The organism is Albidovulum aestuarii, assembly GCF_029961185.1.
Lineage (GTDB): Bacteria > Pseudomonadota > Alphaproteobacteria > Rhodobacterales > Rhodobacteraceae > Albidovulum > Albidovulum aestuarii.
In genome coordinates this window covers 26544-42663 of sequence record NZ_JASBQQ010000012.1, presented here as the reverse complement: position 1 = coordinate 42663, position 16120 = coordinate 26544, and the positions used below count along the sequence as shown (strand labels likewise).

Sequence of the window (16120 nt, the reverse complement as noted above, 5' to 3'; positions counted from 1 at the left end):
GTTATGCTGCACTGCCAGTCTCAGCCCGTGAATTCGGGGGCGAGCCTTATCTCGGCGGCGGCAATCCTTCGACGATTGAGAATTGGGCCAGTCAGATAGCGGTCGACGATCGGATGGTTGCGGTCGAGCGCACCGGCACGGATCAGCAAAGCGGTGATCGCGGCCTCAGATGCGCGGTCGGCGCCATCCATGATCTTAACCGCGATGCCGCGCTTTTGGTCGGGAAGGATTGCGGTAAACATCGCCTCGGCCCCGGTCTTTACCGCAACACGTCCCCCCATCGCCCGCATCAGATTGGTGCAGGCGCGCCGCTCACCTGCGACCAGTTCGGGATAGGCCTGCATCGCGCCAACGAGCCGCGTGGCCGCCCGGTCCCGCAGGCCATTCCGGCTATAAGCTGTGGCGAAGAACGCCATCGCGCGGGCGAGCCCGTGCATCGTCGTCGCAAAATTCGGTGCGGAACAGCCATCGATGCCGAAGCCGGGTGACAGCAGATCCGTGACCTCCTCGAATGCCGCACGCACAGTGCGCTGCACCGGATGATCCGGGTCGATATATTCGGGACCACCCTTCAGGTGCTTGTTCAGTGTCAGAAAGCCCGTGTGTTTCCCCGAACAGTTGTTATGCAGCTGGCAGGGTTTTTTGTCGGTGCAGATCAGTTTCTTGCGTGCATCGCCGTCATCGGGCATCTGCGGCCCGCAGCGCAGGTCGGCTTCGCCCAGCCCAAGATCGGCCAGCCAACGCGCCACCGGACCGGTATGAATCGCCGCGCCATTGTGGCTGGCGCAGGCAAGCGCGAGTTGGGCGTCACTCAAGCCATATGCCGCTGCCGCGCCGCTTTCGATCAACGGCAGAGCCTGGACCATCTTGCAGGAAGACCGCGGAAAGATGACGGCTTCAGGGTCTCCCCACGCCTCGACGATCCCACCTTTGTCATCGCAGATCACGGCATGCCCGGAATGCATGCTTTCCAGAATACCGCCGCGCCAAAGCTCGACCATCGGAACCGCAGCCATCTTCCTCACCCTTGCGCGATTTTATGCCACCGGGGCTTTCCCAGCCCTTTGTATTTGGGCTAAGACGTCCATATCGAGTTGACGGATGCCCTGCCATTGGAAAACGCCGCGAAGGCAGAACGGCGGACCCCGTGAGAGGCACCAGCAGGAGGCTGCGGAGATGAATTCACCGATGCTGCGCGCCACGGGCGCGGTTCTTTTAACACTGGCACTGGCACCTGCCGCGCAGGCCCAGGTTTCCGCCAACCGCGTTGCGGCGGAAACCGCATGGAGCGTCTTCGTCGACGAGAATCCCAAAGAATGCTGGGCGGTTTCGGCACCGACCGAAACGCTCAACACGAAGGACGGCAGCCCGGTTTCGGTGCGCCGCGGCGATATCCTGCTCTTCGTGACATATCGTCCCGGAAATCCGGTCGAGCTTTCCTTCACCGGCGGGTATCCGTTTGCCGAGGGCTCAACAGTTTCTGTCGATATCGGCGGCACAAAGTTCGAACTCTCGACCTTTACCGACAGCCCGGAATGGGCATGGTCGGGCTCGCCAGACGAGGACGCCAAGATCGTAGCCGCGCTGAAGGCTGGCGCATCGGCTGTCCTTACCGCCCGTTCGTCGCGCGGTACGCAGACGCAGGACACGTTCTCCCTCATCGGTGTCAGCTCGGCGCTGGATCAGGCCGAGAAACGCTGCGCGGGCTGAGCGCGTCACCAGTTAATCAACCGGGAAACCGCCTCTGGGAATCTAATCCACGACCGCGTATTCGAAAGCGCGACGCAGATTGGCGGGGCCGAGGTCCAGCGGCGCCACGGTAACGCCCGATGCGTGGCCGAGATCGCGGGCAAACTGATCCATGCCACCCACCGGCGCGATTAGAATGACCTTTCCGGTCGGAATGCCATCATCCGAGACCATGTAAACGGGCCGATCCGGCGCGATCACAGCGAGATTGCCGAGCACCCAGGTTTGCGCGCAGATGATCGGCAGATCTTCGGGGAGCTGGGCATAGGCCGTTCTGAACTCAGCGTCGCGATAACTTGTCACCATTGTCAGGGCGGCCATCACTGCCAACCACAACACGGCGAAACTAAAGGTCAGGTATTGTCGACCACGCGTCGAGAGCAACGGCCAGAGGGAGACAATAACCAGCGGAACCGACGGCCACAGGAGCGGCATGATCCAGCGGCCCCGGATATTCGTGACGCCACCTACAACGACCAACAGCAGCACGACGATAAAGCCACTGACGACTACGCGGCTGAGATATCGGGCATGGTCGGAATGCCCCAAGCGTATTTGTTTGCGCTTCAGGATGACGGCGGGCGCCAGCCAGAGGATGGCCAGTGCGAAAAACCCAACGAGCATGCCAGCCAGATCCGCGATCCCCTGCAGGCGCGCGCTGAAAAACCCAAGATCGGTCAAGCCGAGCTTCTGCACGCTCCCCGTGGCGCGCTCCGGATGACCAATCACCCAGTAAATATAGGGAAGTACAATCAGGACCGCGATCGCGGCGGATAGTAAAAGGCGCGGCCAGTTCATCGCCGCCCGAAACTCGCGATCGGTTACAACCGCCAGAAGGATTGCGATCCACAGAAGATGGTAATTGTGCTTGGACAACATGCCGAACCCGAGCGTCAGGCCGAGCAGAACGTAACTCGCCCAACGACCGTCCTTCATTACGCGCCGGACGGCGATCAGCGTCAAAGCGGACATGAGAAGCACCAGCGCCGAATGCGTCAGGGCGCGCTGCGCCTCCCACGAAATTTCGGGTAACAGCCCGAGTGACAGGGCCGCCGCCCCGGCGATGGCGGGGGGGCCGAAGGGGCGAAACACCGCGAAAACCGCCATCGAGGTCGCAGCCAGAATGAGGTTTTTCAGAACCGTCAGACCAACGACCGAAGGACCCAAAATTTCAAAGGTGATCCACTGAAGCCAGAAGTAGAGAGGCGGTTGAGCGCCATAGCCCGACGCAAGATCCCGGGAAAACCAAAACGCCTCGGCTTCGTCCAGCTCCAGCGATGGGCCCAGAACCGAGATACGCAAGACGGCCTGAACCGCGAAATAGGCACAGAAAATTCCGAACCACATGCCGCTTGTGATTGTCCCGTCGCGCTGCATACGCTGCTTGTCCTCGACTGCCTCGGCACCATGCTATCAGGACCACCCCACCACCACACGCAACAATGAGCGAAACTGTCCCTATTGTGGGATATCAATCGGAACGTACCCGGCTTACCGTCCGGGTGAAGGTGCTATGGTCAGGAACCAAGAGGTGACGATGGACAGCGAGGAATATCAAAAGCGCGCGACCATCATATCAAGCTGCCTGGAGATGAACCACACCGGGATCAATCAGGGTACGTCCGGCAATATCTCGGTCAGACATGGCGACGGTCTTCTGATCACGCCCACAAGCATGCCCTATGACAGGCTTGAACCTGAGGATATCGTCTTTCTCGCCCCGGACGGTACGCCGCAGGGCCGGAACCGCCCGTCAAGCGAGTGGCGCTTTCATCGCGATATTCTGGCCAACCGTCCCGATGTGAATGCCGTTGTCCACGCCCATCCAACCTATTGCACGACGCTCGCGATCCTTGGGAAAAAGATCCCTCCGCTGCACTACATGGTCGCAGTATGCGGCGGTTCGGACATCCGCTGCGCGCCCTACGCTCTCTTCGGTTCGGCGGAACTCTCGGCCCATGCGCTGACCGCGCTTGAGGATCGCACGGCCTGCCTTTTGCAGCATCACGGTGTGATCGTTGTCGGCTCGTCGCTGGCCACAGCCATGTGGCGCATGGTCGAGGTCGAGACGCTGGCGCGGCAGTATCATGCCTGCCTTGCAACCGGCACCGAGCCGCCGCTTCTCAGTGACAGCCAGATCGCGGACGTCCTTGCCAAGTTCGGTGGATATGGGTTGGACCAACAACACGACGCCTGACTGGCGACGCCGTCGTGGTCAGTGATAGTCGCGGGCACCGAATATGGCCGATCCGACGCGTACATGTGTGGCGCCCGCCGCAACGGCCGCCTCGAAATCGGCGCTCATCCCCATGGACAGGCCGGCAAGACCGTTCCGTTCGGCCATGTCGGCCAGCATCGCGAAATGGGGCGTGCTGTCGGCGTCTTCCGGCGGAATGCACATCAGACCCGAGAGCGGCAGGCCAAGGCCACGGCAATCGACGATGAACCCGTCCACATCACCGGGCAAGACGCCGGCCTTCTGCGGCTCGGACCCGGTATTGACCTGAATGAAAAGCTCAGGACAGGTGCCGCGGGCGTCCGCAAGACGTGCGAGTTTCTGGGCCAGCGACGGTCTGTCCAGCGTGTGGATCGCGTCGAACAGTTCGACGGCGGCTTTTGCCTTGTTGGTCTGCAAGGGCCCGATCATGTGAACCGACACTCCGGCGAAACGCTCCTTCAATGTCGGCCACTTGCCCGCCGCCTCCTGCACGTAGTTCTCGCCAAAGACCCGGTGCCCGGCCTCCAGAACCGCCTCAACCCGCTCAAGCGGCTGCACCTTGGACACAGCGATAAGCGTGACGGAGCCTTCCGCCCGCCCCGCCGCACGTTCGGCAGCGTTCAGCCGCCCGACGATATCAGCCAGGGACATGCCCGCCTTCCTTCAACGCGTCGAGCATCGGCTTGAGATCCTTCTCATAGCGCTGCCAGAGCGCCACGGAAGCCTTTGAGATCGGCTGACGCGCCTGATAGACCGACAAGGTTTCAATCTTGCGCTTGTTTTCATGGAAGTTGAGACAGGCGTCTTCCCATTCAAGCCCACAGGCCGCGATCAGCTTGCGCGTCTCTTCCTCAGGATTGGCGACAAGTTCCTCATACTGAACCTCATAGAACCAATCCGGCACCCGCTCGCGCCAGAAGTCGATCATTTCGACGAAGGTACTGTAATAGGTCGCGAGATCGCGCTGGTCATAGGCGTACAGGTGTGTGTTGTCCGGGAACTTGTTCTTATACATCGACAGAAGATTGTCGCGTGGATCACGCCGCACAACAACAAATCTCGCATTCGGCATCGCGAGCTTCAATATACCCAAGCTCATGTAGCTTTGAATCGACTTGTCCGTGATCCTACCGCTGTCAGGAAACCGATCACGGATTAAGGCTTCGAAATCAAAACCGAGCTTGACCAAATCCTCATTAGGTACTTCGCTGATGTGGCGGTTCCTGCCCCGGCGAATAATCAGATTATGCGCGGTTCTTGCGGCTTCGCCAACCTCGCCTGCCCCCGTGACCGTTGAGTGGCTGGAGATGATCTGTTCGATCAGTGTTGTGCCGGAGCGCGGCATCCCGGTTACGAAGATAGGGGCGAAATCCGTTGTGCCGTCAAGTTTCACTGACTTCCAATCGAAGTCGTCAAACGATTTTTTCACCAGTTCAACATCCCTTAGTCGCTTGGCAATATCGTAGGGATACACCTTGCACATTAAGGCGTTTGCGTCGTTCAGGTATTTGAAGACATGGGTGTAGTCCTTCGTGTCCTCGAGCAACTTGGCTATCGCGAAACCAATGTTCATGCGGTCCATGTCGGCAAGTCGCGGATCGTCGTACTTAGCTTTCATCCTTTCGACGAACGGGTCGCCGGCCTTTGCCTTGTAGGATGCAGAGAACTGCCGATAGTTTTCGCCGTTATTGGGATCGAGATCGAAGGCACGGATGAACAAGTCTCGTGATTCGTCGAATTGCCCGAGTGTTTGCAGAAGCTGTGCTTTGCCCGTGACCGCAATTGGCGAGTCCTGGTTTTTTGATAGCGCGAGGTTAAAATTCGCAAGAGCCTCATCATCTTTTCCGGCTCGCGCCTGAGCCGTTCCGAGCAATGCGATCAGATCTTCCGGAATCGTGCCGTTCCACAATTCGATCGCCTTCTCGAATGCTTTCACGGCCTCATCATGTTTGTTCAATCGGACAAGGGCGTTGCCGAGAGCACGGTGTGGATCCGGCGACGTCCGGTTTATATCGATCGCCCGCTCCAACAAAGGTAATGCAGCCGCGGGGCGTCCAAGCCGCGTTTGTGCACTGGCGAGAGCGATCAGCGCATTGAACATGCCGGGAGCAATCCCAACCGCGGTTCGGAATGATGCTGCAGCGTCCTCAAAACGTTCGGATTCCATGTACAAGCGCCCGAGATTGTCGTGCGCTTCGGCATATCCCGGGTCCAAGTTTATCGCAGTGCGGAAATTTGATTCTGCCTCACGGATCTTGCGCTGACACATTTGTGCTGCGCCGAGGATGTTGCGGGCGATCGCGGATTTCGGGAACTTTTGCGCTACGGTTGACGCCAGTCTTTCTGCCTCCGCATATTTACCCGAGTTCATGGCCGCGACCATGCGATCGATATCGGATGGCTTAACCCCGCCCATCGCCGGCGACGTACTCGAGCGGCGTGCACCGAAGCGGTCTTGCAGGCCAATTCGGAACTCCGTGGAAACCGGGGCAGTCTTGAGTGCGGACAGAAACTCCTCTTCGGTTTTGCGATCACCCCCAAGCGCCACGGCAGTCGCCAGAGCATGCCAGACGGCCTGCTCCTTCGGTCGCAACTCCGTGGCTTTACGAAGATGCTTCAATGCCGAGCGCGCTGCGTCTGTCTGACAAAGAATGCGTCCGATCTGGTAGTGAGCTTCCGCGATATTGGGATTGCTTTTCAGCAATCTGCCATAAATCTTCAGTGCCTCATCAAAGTTCTTGGCATTCTGGTGCTTCAGCGCTGTTGCATATGTTTTTTGGATCTCTTCGGCTGTCAGCACTGTCGACCTCACCTGGGGCTGTTCCGCAATGCGGCGGACCTTATCCCGGGTTCACGGGGAAGTCGAGTTTAGGACGCTGGTCAAAATGAAAAGAGCGGGCGCAAGGCCCGCTCTCTCCGAAGTTCTGGTTCGTTCGATCAGAACGACAGGCCAAGGCCAATCGAGAAGGTCTCGGTGCCATTGCCGTTGCCGCTGCCGTAGTCGGCACCGGTGCTGTCGGAGCCGCTGCTGGCACCATACGAAGCCATGGCAACAGCGCCGCCGCCGAGGTCGTAGTTCGCAACGATACCCCAGCCCGACGGATCGTCGTCACCAGCGGTCGCCGCTTCGTAGACACCGTAGTTCACGCCGATCGTCAGCGCGCTCATGGTTGCCGGCGTGTAAGCAACGCCGATGCCCCACCAGCTGTCGACCGCAGGGTTGACGCCGTCGCCGGTCACGGCATCGCCGGTCCCGTCGAGGTCAGCATAGCCGAGCGCAACCGAGAAGCCGTTGGAGAATCCGGCCGAACCGCTCAGACCCCAAACGGAGTTGGTGCCGTTGTCCTGGTAACCGATGCCAACGCCGAGATCGACGCCAGACATGTTGCCCGACCACTTACCACCGATCGACCAAGTGGTATCACCGGTCGCACGGCCAGAGGTGAAGCCAGACGTTGGGGTGATGATGGTCGTGTTGAAGGTGGCACCGCCGCTGGTGGTGGCGGTAACGGTGCTGGTGGAGAAGCCCGACGTGCGGCCATCGTCCATTTCGGCCGAGACTGCGACGGCGAAGTCACCGAACGAGTACTCGTAGCGCGCGATCTGGTTGTCGTAGCCGCCATCGAGGCCGGTGAACCAGTACGCACCAGCGTGAGTCGAGTGATCGTCCTGAAGGCCGGTGCCGGTGTAGATTTCCGAGAGGGCCCAGTCGAAGGCGCCGTCGGTTTCACCCAGCGTCACCTTGCCGAACGCGCCGGAAACCCAGAAAGCTTCGTCGTCGATGCGGAGGCCACCGTTGATCGAATACGGGCTGTTGCTTTCTTCGATCTGGACTTTACCACCGAACTCGAGGCCGTTGTCGGTCGAGCCGGAGAAGTTGAAGTTGACCTGCCAGTCGTTGTGGAACTGGGTTTCAACGGCTTCGCCGCCGGCGATACCGACTTCTGCGTAGCCCGACAGGGTGATTTCAGCAGCCGACGCGGCGCCGGCGAAGCCGACGATCGCGGTGGATGCGAGAAGGATCTTTTTCATTTCGTATTCCCTCGTTGATCATAAGGTAGGCCCAACTCAGGGGAATCCGAATTGGGTATGCTTCTATTTCCGCCCTGCGCCCCCGCAATGCAACGGAAAGGACCTGAGGGCGGGGAAGACTCGTCGATGATGGTGCAGACTTGCCACAGTTCCCGGCAGCACGGGCCGATTCCCGGCGAAACCCCTGACCTGAAAAGCCTTGTTCACGCCCAGTGGCTCGGTTAGACAGCGTGAAACGGCAGTCGCGGGGTGGGTCATGAAGGTCCTCAACATCATGCGCGGGGCGATTCTGACGGGGCTGATTGTCAGCCTTGGCGCCTGCAATGGAATCGCTTCCGGCGACAGCGGCCTCTTCCGCCGCACTGCGCCGAAGACAATCACCCCCGAAGAAGCCGAGGCCCGCCTGGCCCGGCGGCAGTCTGCTGCCGATCAACAGCGCGGCGTCAATGAAGGCCTTGCCATCAAGTCAAAATCGCGCACGGAAAGCGCGCGTGCGAACCAGAAGCGTAAAAAGCTTTTTGACCTGTTCAGGAGCAATACGGATCCGAACAATACGGTCGAGGTTAACTCTTACCTCTGGCAGGCTTCGCTCGAAATTCTTGATTTCCTGCCGATCCAGACGGTCGACCCCTTCTCGGGCGTGATTGTCACCGGCTACGGCACGCCACCCGGCGGCGGACGGGCCTATCGCGCGACGATTTATGTGCAGGACCCCGCACTCGACGCGCGCTCGCTGAAAGTGGCGCTGGCAACGCAGTTAGGTCCCGTGGATCCCGCGACCCAGCGTGCGGTTGAGGATGCGATCCTGACCCGGGCGCGGCAGTTGCGTATTCAGGACAGCAAGCTTTAAGGCCATTTCCTACGCCTGAACACGTTCAAGGACAGAGGGAAACTCTGGACCTTGCCCACGGCGCTTGTATAACCGGCGCGGACCAAGCGCCGAGGATAGATGATGTCGCGTTACGACCCCGCCCAGATCGAACCGAAATGGCAGAAGGCCTGGGACGAGGCCGGATGCTTCACCGCGTGGCGCGATCCGGCCAGGCCGAAATATTACGTGCTGGAGATGTTTCCCTATCCGTCGGGCCGCATCCATATCGGCCATGTGCGCAATTACACGATGGGCGACGTCGTGGCGCGCTACAAATCCTCCTGCGGCTATTCAGTCCTGCACCCGATGGGCTGGGACGCCTTCGGCATGCCCGCCGAGAACGCGGCGATGGAGCGGGGCGGCCACCCGAAGGACTGGACCTATGGCAATATCGCGCAAATGCGCGACCAGATGAAACCGCTGGGCCTGTCCATCGACTGGTCCCGCGAATTCGCCACCTGCGACCCCGAATATTACGGCCAGCAGCAGTCGATGTTCATCGATTTCATGGAAAAAGGGTTGGTTTACCGCAAGAACGCTGTGGTGAATTGGGACCCGGTCGACATGACCGTTCTGGCGAACGAACAGGTGATCGACGGCAAGGGCTGGCGGTCGGGCGCCGAGGTGGAGCGGCGCGAACTGACGCAATGGTTCTTCCGCATCTCGGATTTCTCGGGCGAGTTGCTGGACGCCATCGACGGGCTGAAGGACTGGCCCGAGAAGGTGCGGCTGATGCAGGCCAACTGGATCGGCAAGTCGCGCGGTCTGCAATTCGCGTTCTCTACCGTGGATGCGCCCGAGGGCTTCGACCGGCTGGAGGTCTATACGACCCGGCCCGACACGCTGATGGGGGCGAGTTTCGCCGCAATCTCGCCCGACCATCCGCTGGCCAAGCATCTGGAACGGCACGACAAGAAGATCGCGGAGTTTGTCGCCGAATGCCGCCGCATCGGCACGTCGGAAGAGGCCTTGGAGAAGGCCGAGAAAAAGGGGTTGGATACCGGAATCCGTGTTCGCCATCCCTTTGACGAAGCGTGGGAATTGCCAGTCTATATCGCCAACTTCATTCTCATGGATTACGGCACCGGTGCGATCTTTGGCTGTCCTGCGCACGACCAGCGCGACTTCGATTTCGCGACTAAATATGGCCTGCCGATCCCGCCGGTCTTCGTGGCCGAGGGCGCGGAGGAAGCGGCGCTGACCGAGGCCTATGTGCCCATGAAATCCGAACGCGTCCGTTACGTGCGCGGCTTTGCGGGCGATGACGTTCAGACCGGTGAGGCCGCCGTCGATGCCGCCATCGCGTTTTGCGAAGGCAAGGGTGTGGGCCGGGGCGTCACCAATTACCGCCTGCGTGACTGGGGCGTCAGCCGGCAGCGCTACTGGGGCTGCCCGATTCCGGTCGTGCATTGCGAAACGTGCGGCGTGGTGGCCGAGAAAAAGGAAAACCTGCCCGTCGAACTGCCCTATGATGTCAGCTTCGACCAGCCGGGCAATCCGTTGGACCGCCACCCGACATGGCGCGACTGCGCCTGCCCGAAATGCGGAGCCCCGGCAAAGCGCGAGACCGATACGATGGACACCTTCGTCGATTCGTCCTGGTATTTCGCCCGCTTCACCGCGCCGCACGCGAAGACGCCAACCGTGGCCGAGGATGCCGAGTACTGGATGAATGTGGACCAGTATATCGGCGGGATCGAGCACGCGATCCTGCACCTTCTCTATTCCCGCTTCTTCGCCCGGGCGATGCATATCTGCGGCCACCTGCCGAAGAAGGCGATCGAGCCGTTCAATGCGCTCTTCACCCAAGGGATGGTGACGCATGAGATCTACCAGACTCGCGACGCGAACGGCCGACCTGTTTATCATCTGCCGGAACATGTTTATCGCCTCAATCTCTATGGTGAGGACGTAGCAGTTCTAAGACCTGACAATTTCGATGCGATGACGGACGAAGAAGCCGTTGAATTCGCAAGTGATCCAGCTAACCGGATTGAGATCATACCGTCTGCCAAGATGTCGAAGTCGAAAAAGAACGTCGTCGACCCGATGGACATCATCGCCCGTTACGGCGCCGATACCGCGCGGTGGTTCGTTATGTCCGACAGCCCTCCGGAACGCGACGTGGAGTGGACAGCCGCCGGGGCGGAGGCGGCGCAGAAGCACCTGAATCGGGTCTGGACGCTCTGCGACCGGATCGCCGCGCTGCCCGAGGGCAAGCCGGGCACGGGCGACGAGGATCTGGCCCGCGCCATGCACCGGGCGGTGAATGACGTCACGCAGATGATCGAGGGCTTCGCCTTTAACAAGGCCATCGCGAAACTGTACGAATTCGCCAATGCGGTCCAGAAATCCGACGCCTCCAAGCAGGTCCAGCGGCAGGCGATCATGGTGCTCGCCCAGCTCATGTCGCCGATGACCCCGCATCTGGCCGAGGATATCTGGGCCCATCAGGGGGGTGAGGGGCTGATCGCGCAAGCGCCCTGGCCCAAGGCAGATCCGGCGATGCTGGTTGACGACACCGTCACCCTGCCGATCCAGATCAACGGCAAGCGCCGCGCGGAAATCAGCGTTCCGAAGGATATGGCCGCATCCGAGGTTGAAAAGATCGTGCTGGCCGACGAAGCTGTGATCCGGGCGCTGAATGGCGGCGCGCCGAAAAAGCTCATCGTCGTGCCGGGGCGCATCGTCAATGTCGTCATCTGACCGCAGAACCTTTCTGATGCTGGCCGCAGCCCTGCCGCTGGCCGCCTGTGGCTTTGCGCCGGCCTATGGACCGGGCGGTCAGGCCTCGGGCCTTCTGGACCGAGTGACGGTTGATGCCCCTGAAAACAAGGACGGTTTCGACCTTGTCGAGCGGCTTGAGGAACGGTTGGGGCGGCCGGCCGCGGCCGCCTTCCGGCTGTCTTACCGGGTCGAAGTCGAGGTCGAAGGCCAGGCCATCGCGCAGGACAGCCGCATCAACCGCTATCAGGTGATTGGCAAGGTAGCCTATACGCTCCACCACGCAGGGACAGGCGAGGCCCTGAGTTCGGGCAAGGTGTCCTCCTTCACCGCCTATTCGGCCTTTGGCACCTCGGTCGCCGCCGCAGCCTCCGAATCCGACGCCCGGACAAGGCTCATGCGCATTCTCGCCGACAAAATCGTCACCCAACTCATCGCCACATCGGCGGAGTGGAACCGGCCGTGAAACTGTCCGGCGCCGCAGCGACCCGGTTTTTCGCGCAGCCCGAACCCAATCGCGCCGGCCTTCTGATCTTCGGTGCTGATGCGATGCGGGTTGCCATAAAACGTCAGGAGGTCATCGCGGCTTTGATTGGCCCCGAAGGCGAGGCCGAGATGCGCCTGACCCGCATTTCGGGAAGCGACTTGCGCAAGGACCCCGCACTGGTCGCCGATGCGCTGAAGGCACAGGGGTTCTTTTCCGGCCCGCGGGTCGCGTTCATCGAGGATGCGACGGACGGTCTCGCCCCGGTTCTGAAATCCGCTCTGGCCGACTGGCACAATGGCGACGCGATGCTGGTCGTGACCGCCGGATCCCTGAACAAGTCGTCAGCACTGAAAAAAGCCTTCGAGGATCACCCGAACGCCTATGCGGCGGGCATCTATGACAACCCGCCGAGCCGGGAGGAGATCGAGACCGTGCTGGACAGGGCCGGGCTCAAGGACATCGGGCGCGAGGCGATGAAGGATCTTCTGGCGCTCGCCCGCGACCTTGACCCCGGCGATTTCCGACAGACGGTGGAGAAGGTGGCGCTTTACAAGTTCGGCGATACGACGCCGCTGACACCCGCCGATGTCGCCGCCTGCGCGCCGGTGACGATCGAGGCGGAAGTGGACGATATCCTGCATGCCGCCGCCGAGGCGCGGGCGGGCGATATCGGCCCGTTGATGCGGCGGCTTGAGGGGCAGGGCGTGAACCCCGTGACCCTTTCCATCGCCGCGATGCGCCATTTCCGCACCCTGCATGTCGCCGCCTCCGCCCCCGGCGGTGCAGCCGAGGGCATCGCCCGCATGCGACCGCCGGTCTTCGGCCCACGCCGCGAACGGATGCTGCGGCAGGCGCAGAACTGGGGGATGCACCGGCTGGAAACCGCAATCGGGCTGTTGACCGATACCGATCTGACGCTTCGGTCCACCTCCCGCGCGCCGGCCATGGCGGTGATGGAGCGCGCTTTGATCCGGCTGGCCATGCTGAACCGCCGTTAGGCCTCTTGCACCTTCCGTCGGCGCGTGGCTCCATCGGCCTATCTCGGGGAGAATGAACCGCATGTATACCGTTGTTGGAACAGTTCAAAGCCGCGCGGCACGGGTTTTGTGGATGCTGGAAGAACTGGGATTGACCTACGAACATGTCCCGGCACCGCCACGGTCCGAAGGAGTGTCCCAGTTCAATCCCGCAGGAAAGGTGCCGGTCTTGATCGACGAAGGCACGCCTATTACTGATTCCACGGCGATCATTCAGTATCTCGCCGACAAACACGGGAAGCTGACTCATCCCGCCGGGACACTTGCCCGGGCACGGCAAGACAGCCTCACTCAGTTCCTGCTGGATGAGTTCGACGCTAACCTCTGGATGGCCGCTCGGCACAGCTTCGTCTTGCCCGAGGAATTGCGCCACGCCGCAATCAAAAACACGCTGCGCTGGGAGTTCGAGCGAAGCCAGAAAACACTGATGCAACGCATGGGCGAAGGCCCATTCGTGATGGGTGAGATGATGACGGTGCCTGATATCATCCTAACTCATTGTGGAAACTGGGCTTTGTCGGCACGTTTCCCGATCACTGAGCACCGGCTGACCGAATATCTCACCCGAATGCGCGCACGGCCCGCCTATCAGCGGGCCATGGCACGCTGACGTTTACGGGCAGGCCGCGACATAACGGCGTCCATAGGCATCCTCATAGACACAGTCGCCCGGTTTCTGGGCCTGTCCAATCAGTGTGCCCACAAGCGCGCCGGCTGCACCACCGACGATGGCGCCCTCCAAGCGGTCGTCGTCATCGGCAACAGCCGCACCGATCGCCGCACCCGCAAGCGCGCCTGTGCCGACGGCGCGTTGTTCGGCGGTCTGGCATGCCGCGAGGGCGAGCATGATCGGCAGACTAAGCGTTAACTTTTTCATAGAAGCCTCCAATAACCATCTTTTGATTTTACACCAGTTGGCCTCGTCGGCCCCTGACCTGTATCAAGACGTCAGCCATTAACCGCCTATGAACAGGCGACGTTCCCCGGCGCAGACTTTCAAGTCCAGTGGAAAGCGGTTTAATCGCGGCCTGCAAAAGCTACTTCGATATCGATCAGTTTCTGCTTTCGCCACAGCCCGCCACCATAACCGGTCAGGCTGCCATCCGCACCGACGACCCGATGACAGGGCACGATCAGCGCGATCTGGTTGGCACCGTTTGCGCGGGCGACCGCTCGGACGGCCTCGGGCCTGCCGATTGCCCTTGCGACGTCGCCGTAGCTCCGGGTTTCGCCGGGCTTTATCCGTTGCAATTCTTGCCAGACCGAACGTGTGAATGCGCTGCCGTGAAAAACAAGTGGCGCGGTAAATTGCGCCGAACGCCCTGCAAAGAACGCGGCCAGTTCGTTGGACACGAGGTCATGGATCGGTGTTCTGTCGATGCCCAGCGATCCGCGAGCAGCGATTGTTAGCCGCTTCAACTCAGAAGGAAGGGCTTTGCGGTCGACAAATTCTAGAAGGTGCAACGCGTGTTGGTCCGCGACTGCGATCATGGCGCCCAACGGCGTATCCACCCAGTCGGCCCGCAGAGTTGGCTTGGCTGAAAGCCGTCCCGGCGCCTCTCCGATCAGTCGCGCGAAGGCCTCGCGAAAGGCCGAAGGTGATGAGAAGCCCGCTTCCAGTTGCGCATCAATGATCCGTCCGCCTGCGTTCAGGACGTGAAACCCCCGGCGCAGCCGATCAAGGCGCGCCATCTCAAGGAATGTTATCCCATACTGCCGCTTGAACGCGCGTCGGACGGTCGAGGGGTCATGTCCCATCCCAACGATATCCGCCTCACTCCAGCGATGATCCGCACGTTCCTCCATCGCCGCCAACAGGTCGCGGATGATCGGGTCTGCTTCTGCGGCGGGCCTCATCGGGTGACACCGCTTGCAGGGTCGAAACCCGGCGGCAAGGCATTCCGCAGCGTTTTGGAAGAACCGGCAATTTTCGCGCTTCGGTTTTCGCGCCGGGCAGGTCAGTCGGCAAAAGATACCGGTCGACGTAACACCGACGAAGACGTGACCGTCATAGCTCTCATCTGACGCAATGAGTGCGGCGTAGAGTTCACTTTCTGACGGCTCAAACAACATGACCAATTTGTAGACCGACAGGCGGGACCGTGCAGCCGGAAATCGGGCAACGCATCAGATTCGTCTGTTTGCTCTCGTCCGTTGGATTGTGCAATTGGTGTGCATTGACTGACATCACACGAAGCACGACCGCATGTTCACATCCCCCAAAGGCCGCTGATCTCGGTAGCAATGCGAACACAGCACCCCTTCAGAGCGCATGTGCAACGCAATTGGTTTGGGCGAGGTTACGTTCTTGGTTGAAGCGGTTGCAGACGGATGCGTGCACGGCGGCGAACTTCTGCAAAGTCGCATGCGCCGAAAACGATGCATCGCGCTTTAACGTCGTCGGAACACGAGTTGGGAGTTCTCTGCGCGATTGTTGAGACAACGGCCGGCTTCCTGTCTTTCGACGGCGCTGATCTCTTTAAGGGCCGCGCCCTAAAGCCGGGGCCGGTCAGTCACGATCACATCCGGCCTGCCATGCTTGCACATTGGTTTTCTTGGGAATTTCAGAGTGACTTCCTTGTTTCGGGTCTTCGTGACGAAGCTTTCTAACACCTCGCCTTCATGATCCACGGCCCGCCAGAAGTAGTGCCGTTCACCGTTTATCTTCATGAGCATCTCATCGAGGTACCATTTCCAGCGGCTCTATTTCATGCCCGCAACACACCGCTTCCGGAACTCCGCAGCAAGCATCGGGTCGAACCGATACCACCAGAAGCACGCATTTTCGTGCCTGATGTCGATGCCAAGCTCGTGCAGCAGGTCCTCAACCTTACTAACGGAAAGCGGAAATCTTACTTAGAGCATCACCGCTGGGCGAATGATCTCAGGCGAAAACGTGAAGTATTTGCAGTGGGAGCGTTTGGTCACGTCCAAAGGCTAGCCACCACCTCGCACCGTCTCAGGCCAACTTTCTCTGATAGTACCATTTGAAGCAGCCGGCT

The 16120-nt window shown here is 60.5% G+C and carries 14 protein-coding genes and 1 pseudogene; 7 read left to right on the top strand and 8 right to left on the bottom strand.

What is annotated here, in order from left to right; translation table 11 throughout:
• Positions 1 to 20 precede the first annotated feature (20 nt).
• Positions 21 to 1016: an asparaginase gene (locus QKW60_RS19785; RefSeq protein WP_282371293.1), complete on the bottom strand. Its 996-nt coding sequence runs from the start codon at positions 1014 to 1016 to the stop codon at positions 21 to 23.
• A 160-nt stretch (positions 1017 to 1176) separates the two neighbouring features.
• On the opposite strand from QKW60_RS19785, the gene QKW60_RS19780 reads away from it, so the two are divergent.
• Entirely contained in the window at positions 1177 to 1710 is a 534-nt protein-coding gene (locus tag QKW60_RS19780) for an invasion associated locus B family protein (protein ID WP_282371292.1), read from the top strand.
• A 42-nt stretch (positions 1711 to 1752) separates the two neighbouring features.
• On the opposite strand, the gene QKW60_RS19775 is transcribed toward QKW60_RS19780, so the two are convergent.
• Positions 1753 to 3126, bottom strand: coding sequence for an ArnT family glycosyltransferase (locus tag QKW60_RS19775; protein ID WP_282371290.1), 1374 nt, complete (start codon positions 3124 to 3126; stop codon positions 1753 to 1755).
• A gap of 160 nt (positions 3127 to 3286) precedes the next feature.
• On the opposite strand from QKW60_RS19775, the gene QKW60_RS19770 reads away from it, so the two are divergent.
• A complete protein-coding gene (locus tag QKW60_RS19770; RefSeq protein ID WP_282371288.1) occupies positions 3287 to 3946 on the top strand; it encodes a class II aldolase/adducin family protein in 660 nt (219 codons plus the stop codon).
• An 18-nt stretch (positions 3947 to 3964) separates the two neighbouring features.
• Here QKW60_RS19770 and QKW60_RS19765 read toward each other — a convergent pair whose 3' ends face one another.
• From QKW60_RS19765 to QKW60_RS19755, 3 genes are all read right to left on the bottom strand, one after another.
• The gene (locus QKW60_RS19765; protein WP_282371286.1) at positions 3965 to 4618 is read right to left on the bottom strand and encodes a YggS family pyridoxal phosphate-dependent enzyme; all 654 of its coding nucleotides are present in this window, start codon (positions 4616 to 4618) and stop codon (positions 3965 to 3967) included.
• Complete coding sequence (locus QKW60_RS19760; RefSeq protein ID WP_282371284.1) at positions 4605 to 6767, bottom strand: tetratricopeptide repeat-containing sulfotransferase family protein; 2163 nt, start codon at positions 6765 to 6767, stop codon at positions 4605 to 4607. The genes QKW60_RS19765 and QKW60_RS19760 overlap by 14 nt, the downstream gene beginning before the upstream one ends.
• A gap of 137 nt (positions 6768 to 6904) precedes the next feature.
• A complete protein-coding gene (locus QKW60_RS19755; RefSeq protein WP_282371282.1) occupies positions 6905 to 7999 on the bottom strand; it encodes a porin in 1095 nt (364 codons plus the stop codon).
• Between the two features lie 256 nt (positions 8000 to 8255).
• Here QKW60_RS19755 and QKW60_RS19750 point away from each other — a divergent pair, with 256 nt between their 5' ends.
• The 5 genes from QKW60_RS19750 (at position 8256) to QKW60_RS19730 (ending at position 13728) form a co-directional block, all read left to right on the top strand.
• Positions 8256 to 8849, top strand: a complete 594-nt coding sequence (locus tag QKW60_RS19750) for a DUF3576 domain-containing protein (protein ID WP_282371280.1) — start codon at positions 8256 to 8258, stop codon at positions 8847 to 8849.
• A 102-nt stretch (positions 8850 to 8951) separates the two neighbouring features.
• Positions 8952 to 11576, top strand: a complete 2625-nt coding sequence (gene leuS, locus QKW60_RS19745; protein WP_282371278.1) for a leucine--tRNA ligase — start codon at positions 8952 to 8954, stop codon at positions 11574 to 11576.
• A complete protein-coding gene (gene lptE / locus QKW60_RS19740; protein ID WP_282371276.1) occupies positions 11563 to 12060 on the top strand; it encodes an LPS assembly lipoprotein LptE in 498 nt (165 codons plus the stop codon). Before leuS ends, lptE begins: the two co-directional genes overlap by 14 nt.
• A complete protein-coding gene (gene holA / locus QKW60_RS19735; RefSeq protein WP_282371275.1) occupies positions 12057 to 13079 on the top strand; it encodes a DNA polymerase III subunit delta in 1023 nt (340 codons plus the stop codon). Before lptE ends, holA begins: the two co-directional genes overlap by 4 nt.
• A 61-nt stretch (positions 13080 to 13140) precedes the next feature.
• Complete coding sequence (locus tag QKW60_RS19730; protein ID WP_282371273.1) at positions 13141 to 13728, top strand: glutathione S-transferase family protein; 588 nt, start codon at positions 13141 to 13143, stop codon at positions 13726 to 13728.
• Between the two features lie 3 nt (positions 13729 to 13731).
• On the opposite strand, the gene QKW60_RS19725 is transcribed toward QKW60_RS19730, so the two are convergent.
• The 3 genes and pseudogenes from QKW60_RS19725 to QKW60_RS19715 form a co-directional block, all read right to left on the bottom strand.
• The gene (locus QKW60_RS19725; protein ID WP_282371271.1) at positions 13732 to 13995 is read right to left on the bottom strand and encodes a glycine zipper domain-containing protein; all 264 of its coding nucleotides are present in this window, start codon (positions 13993 to 13995) and stop codon (positions 13732 to 13734) included.
• 140 nt (positions 13996 to 14135) lie between these two features.
• A complete protein-coding gene (locus QKW60_RS19720) occupies positions 14136 to 15191 on the bottom strand; it encodes a bifunctional transcriptional activator/DNA repair enzyme AdaA (protein ID WP_282371269.1) in 1056 nt (351 codons plus the stop codon).
• Positions 15192 to 15414: 223 nt separating this feature from the next.
• Positions 15415 to 16046 (bottom strand): annotated as a pseudogene (locus QKW60_RS19715) (IS6 family transposase); the annotation flags it as partial.
• Positions 16047 to 16120: the final 74 nt, after the last annotated feature.

Excerpts from the sequence above, each read along its gene's own strand:
- QKW60_RS19785 (WP_282371293.1), bottom strand. The coding sequence starts at position 1,016 with ATGGCTGCGGTTCCGATGGTCGAGCTTTGGCGCGGCGGTATTCTGGAA.
- QKW60_RS19780 (WP_282371292.1), top strand. The coding sequence starts at position 1,177 with ATGAATTCACCGATGCTGCGCGCCACGGGCGCGGTTCTTTTAACACTG.
- QKW60_RS19775 (WP_282371290.1), bottom strand. The coding sequence starts at position 3,126 with ATGCAGCGCGACGGGACAATCACAAGCGGCATGTGGTTCGGAATTTTC.
- QKW60_RS19770 (WP_282371288.1), top strand. The coding sequence starts at position 3,287 with ATGGACAGCGAGGAATATCAAAAGCGCGCGACCATCATATCAAGCTGC.
- QKW60_RS19765 (WP_282371286.1), bottom strand. The coding sequence starts at position 4,618 with ATGTCCCTGGCTGATATCGTCGGGCGGCTGAACGCTGCCGAACGTGCG.
- QKW60_RS19755 (WP_282371282.1), bottom strand. The coding sequence starts at position 7,999 with ATGAAAAAGATCCTTCTCGCATCCACCGCGATCGTCGGCTTCGCCGGC.
- QKW60_RS19750 (WP_282371280.1), top strand. The coding sequence starts at position 8,256 with ATGAAGGTCCTCAACATCATGCGCGGGGCGATTCTGACGGGGCTGATT.
- leuS (WP_282371278.1), top strand. The coding sequence starts at position 8,952 with ATGTCGCGTTACGACCCCGCCCAGATCGAACCGAAATGGCAGAAGGCC.
- lptE (WP_282371276.1), top strand. The coding sequence starts at position 11,563 with ATGTCGTCATCTGACCGCAGAACCTTTCTGATGCTGGCCGCAGCCCTG.
- QKW60_RS19730 (WP_282371273.1), top strand. The coding sequence starts at position 13,141 with ATGTATACCGTTGTTGGAACAGTTCAAAGCCGCGCGGCACGGGTTTTG.
- QKW60_RS19725 (WP_282371271.1), bottom strand. The coding sequence starts at position 13,995 with ATGAAAAAGTTAACGCTTAGTCTGCCGATCATGCTCGCCCTCGCGGCA.
- QKW60_RS19720 (WP_282371269.1), bottom strand. The coding sequence starts at position 15,191 with ATGTTGTTTGAGCCGTCAGAAAGTGAACTCTACGCCGCACTCATTGCG.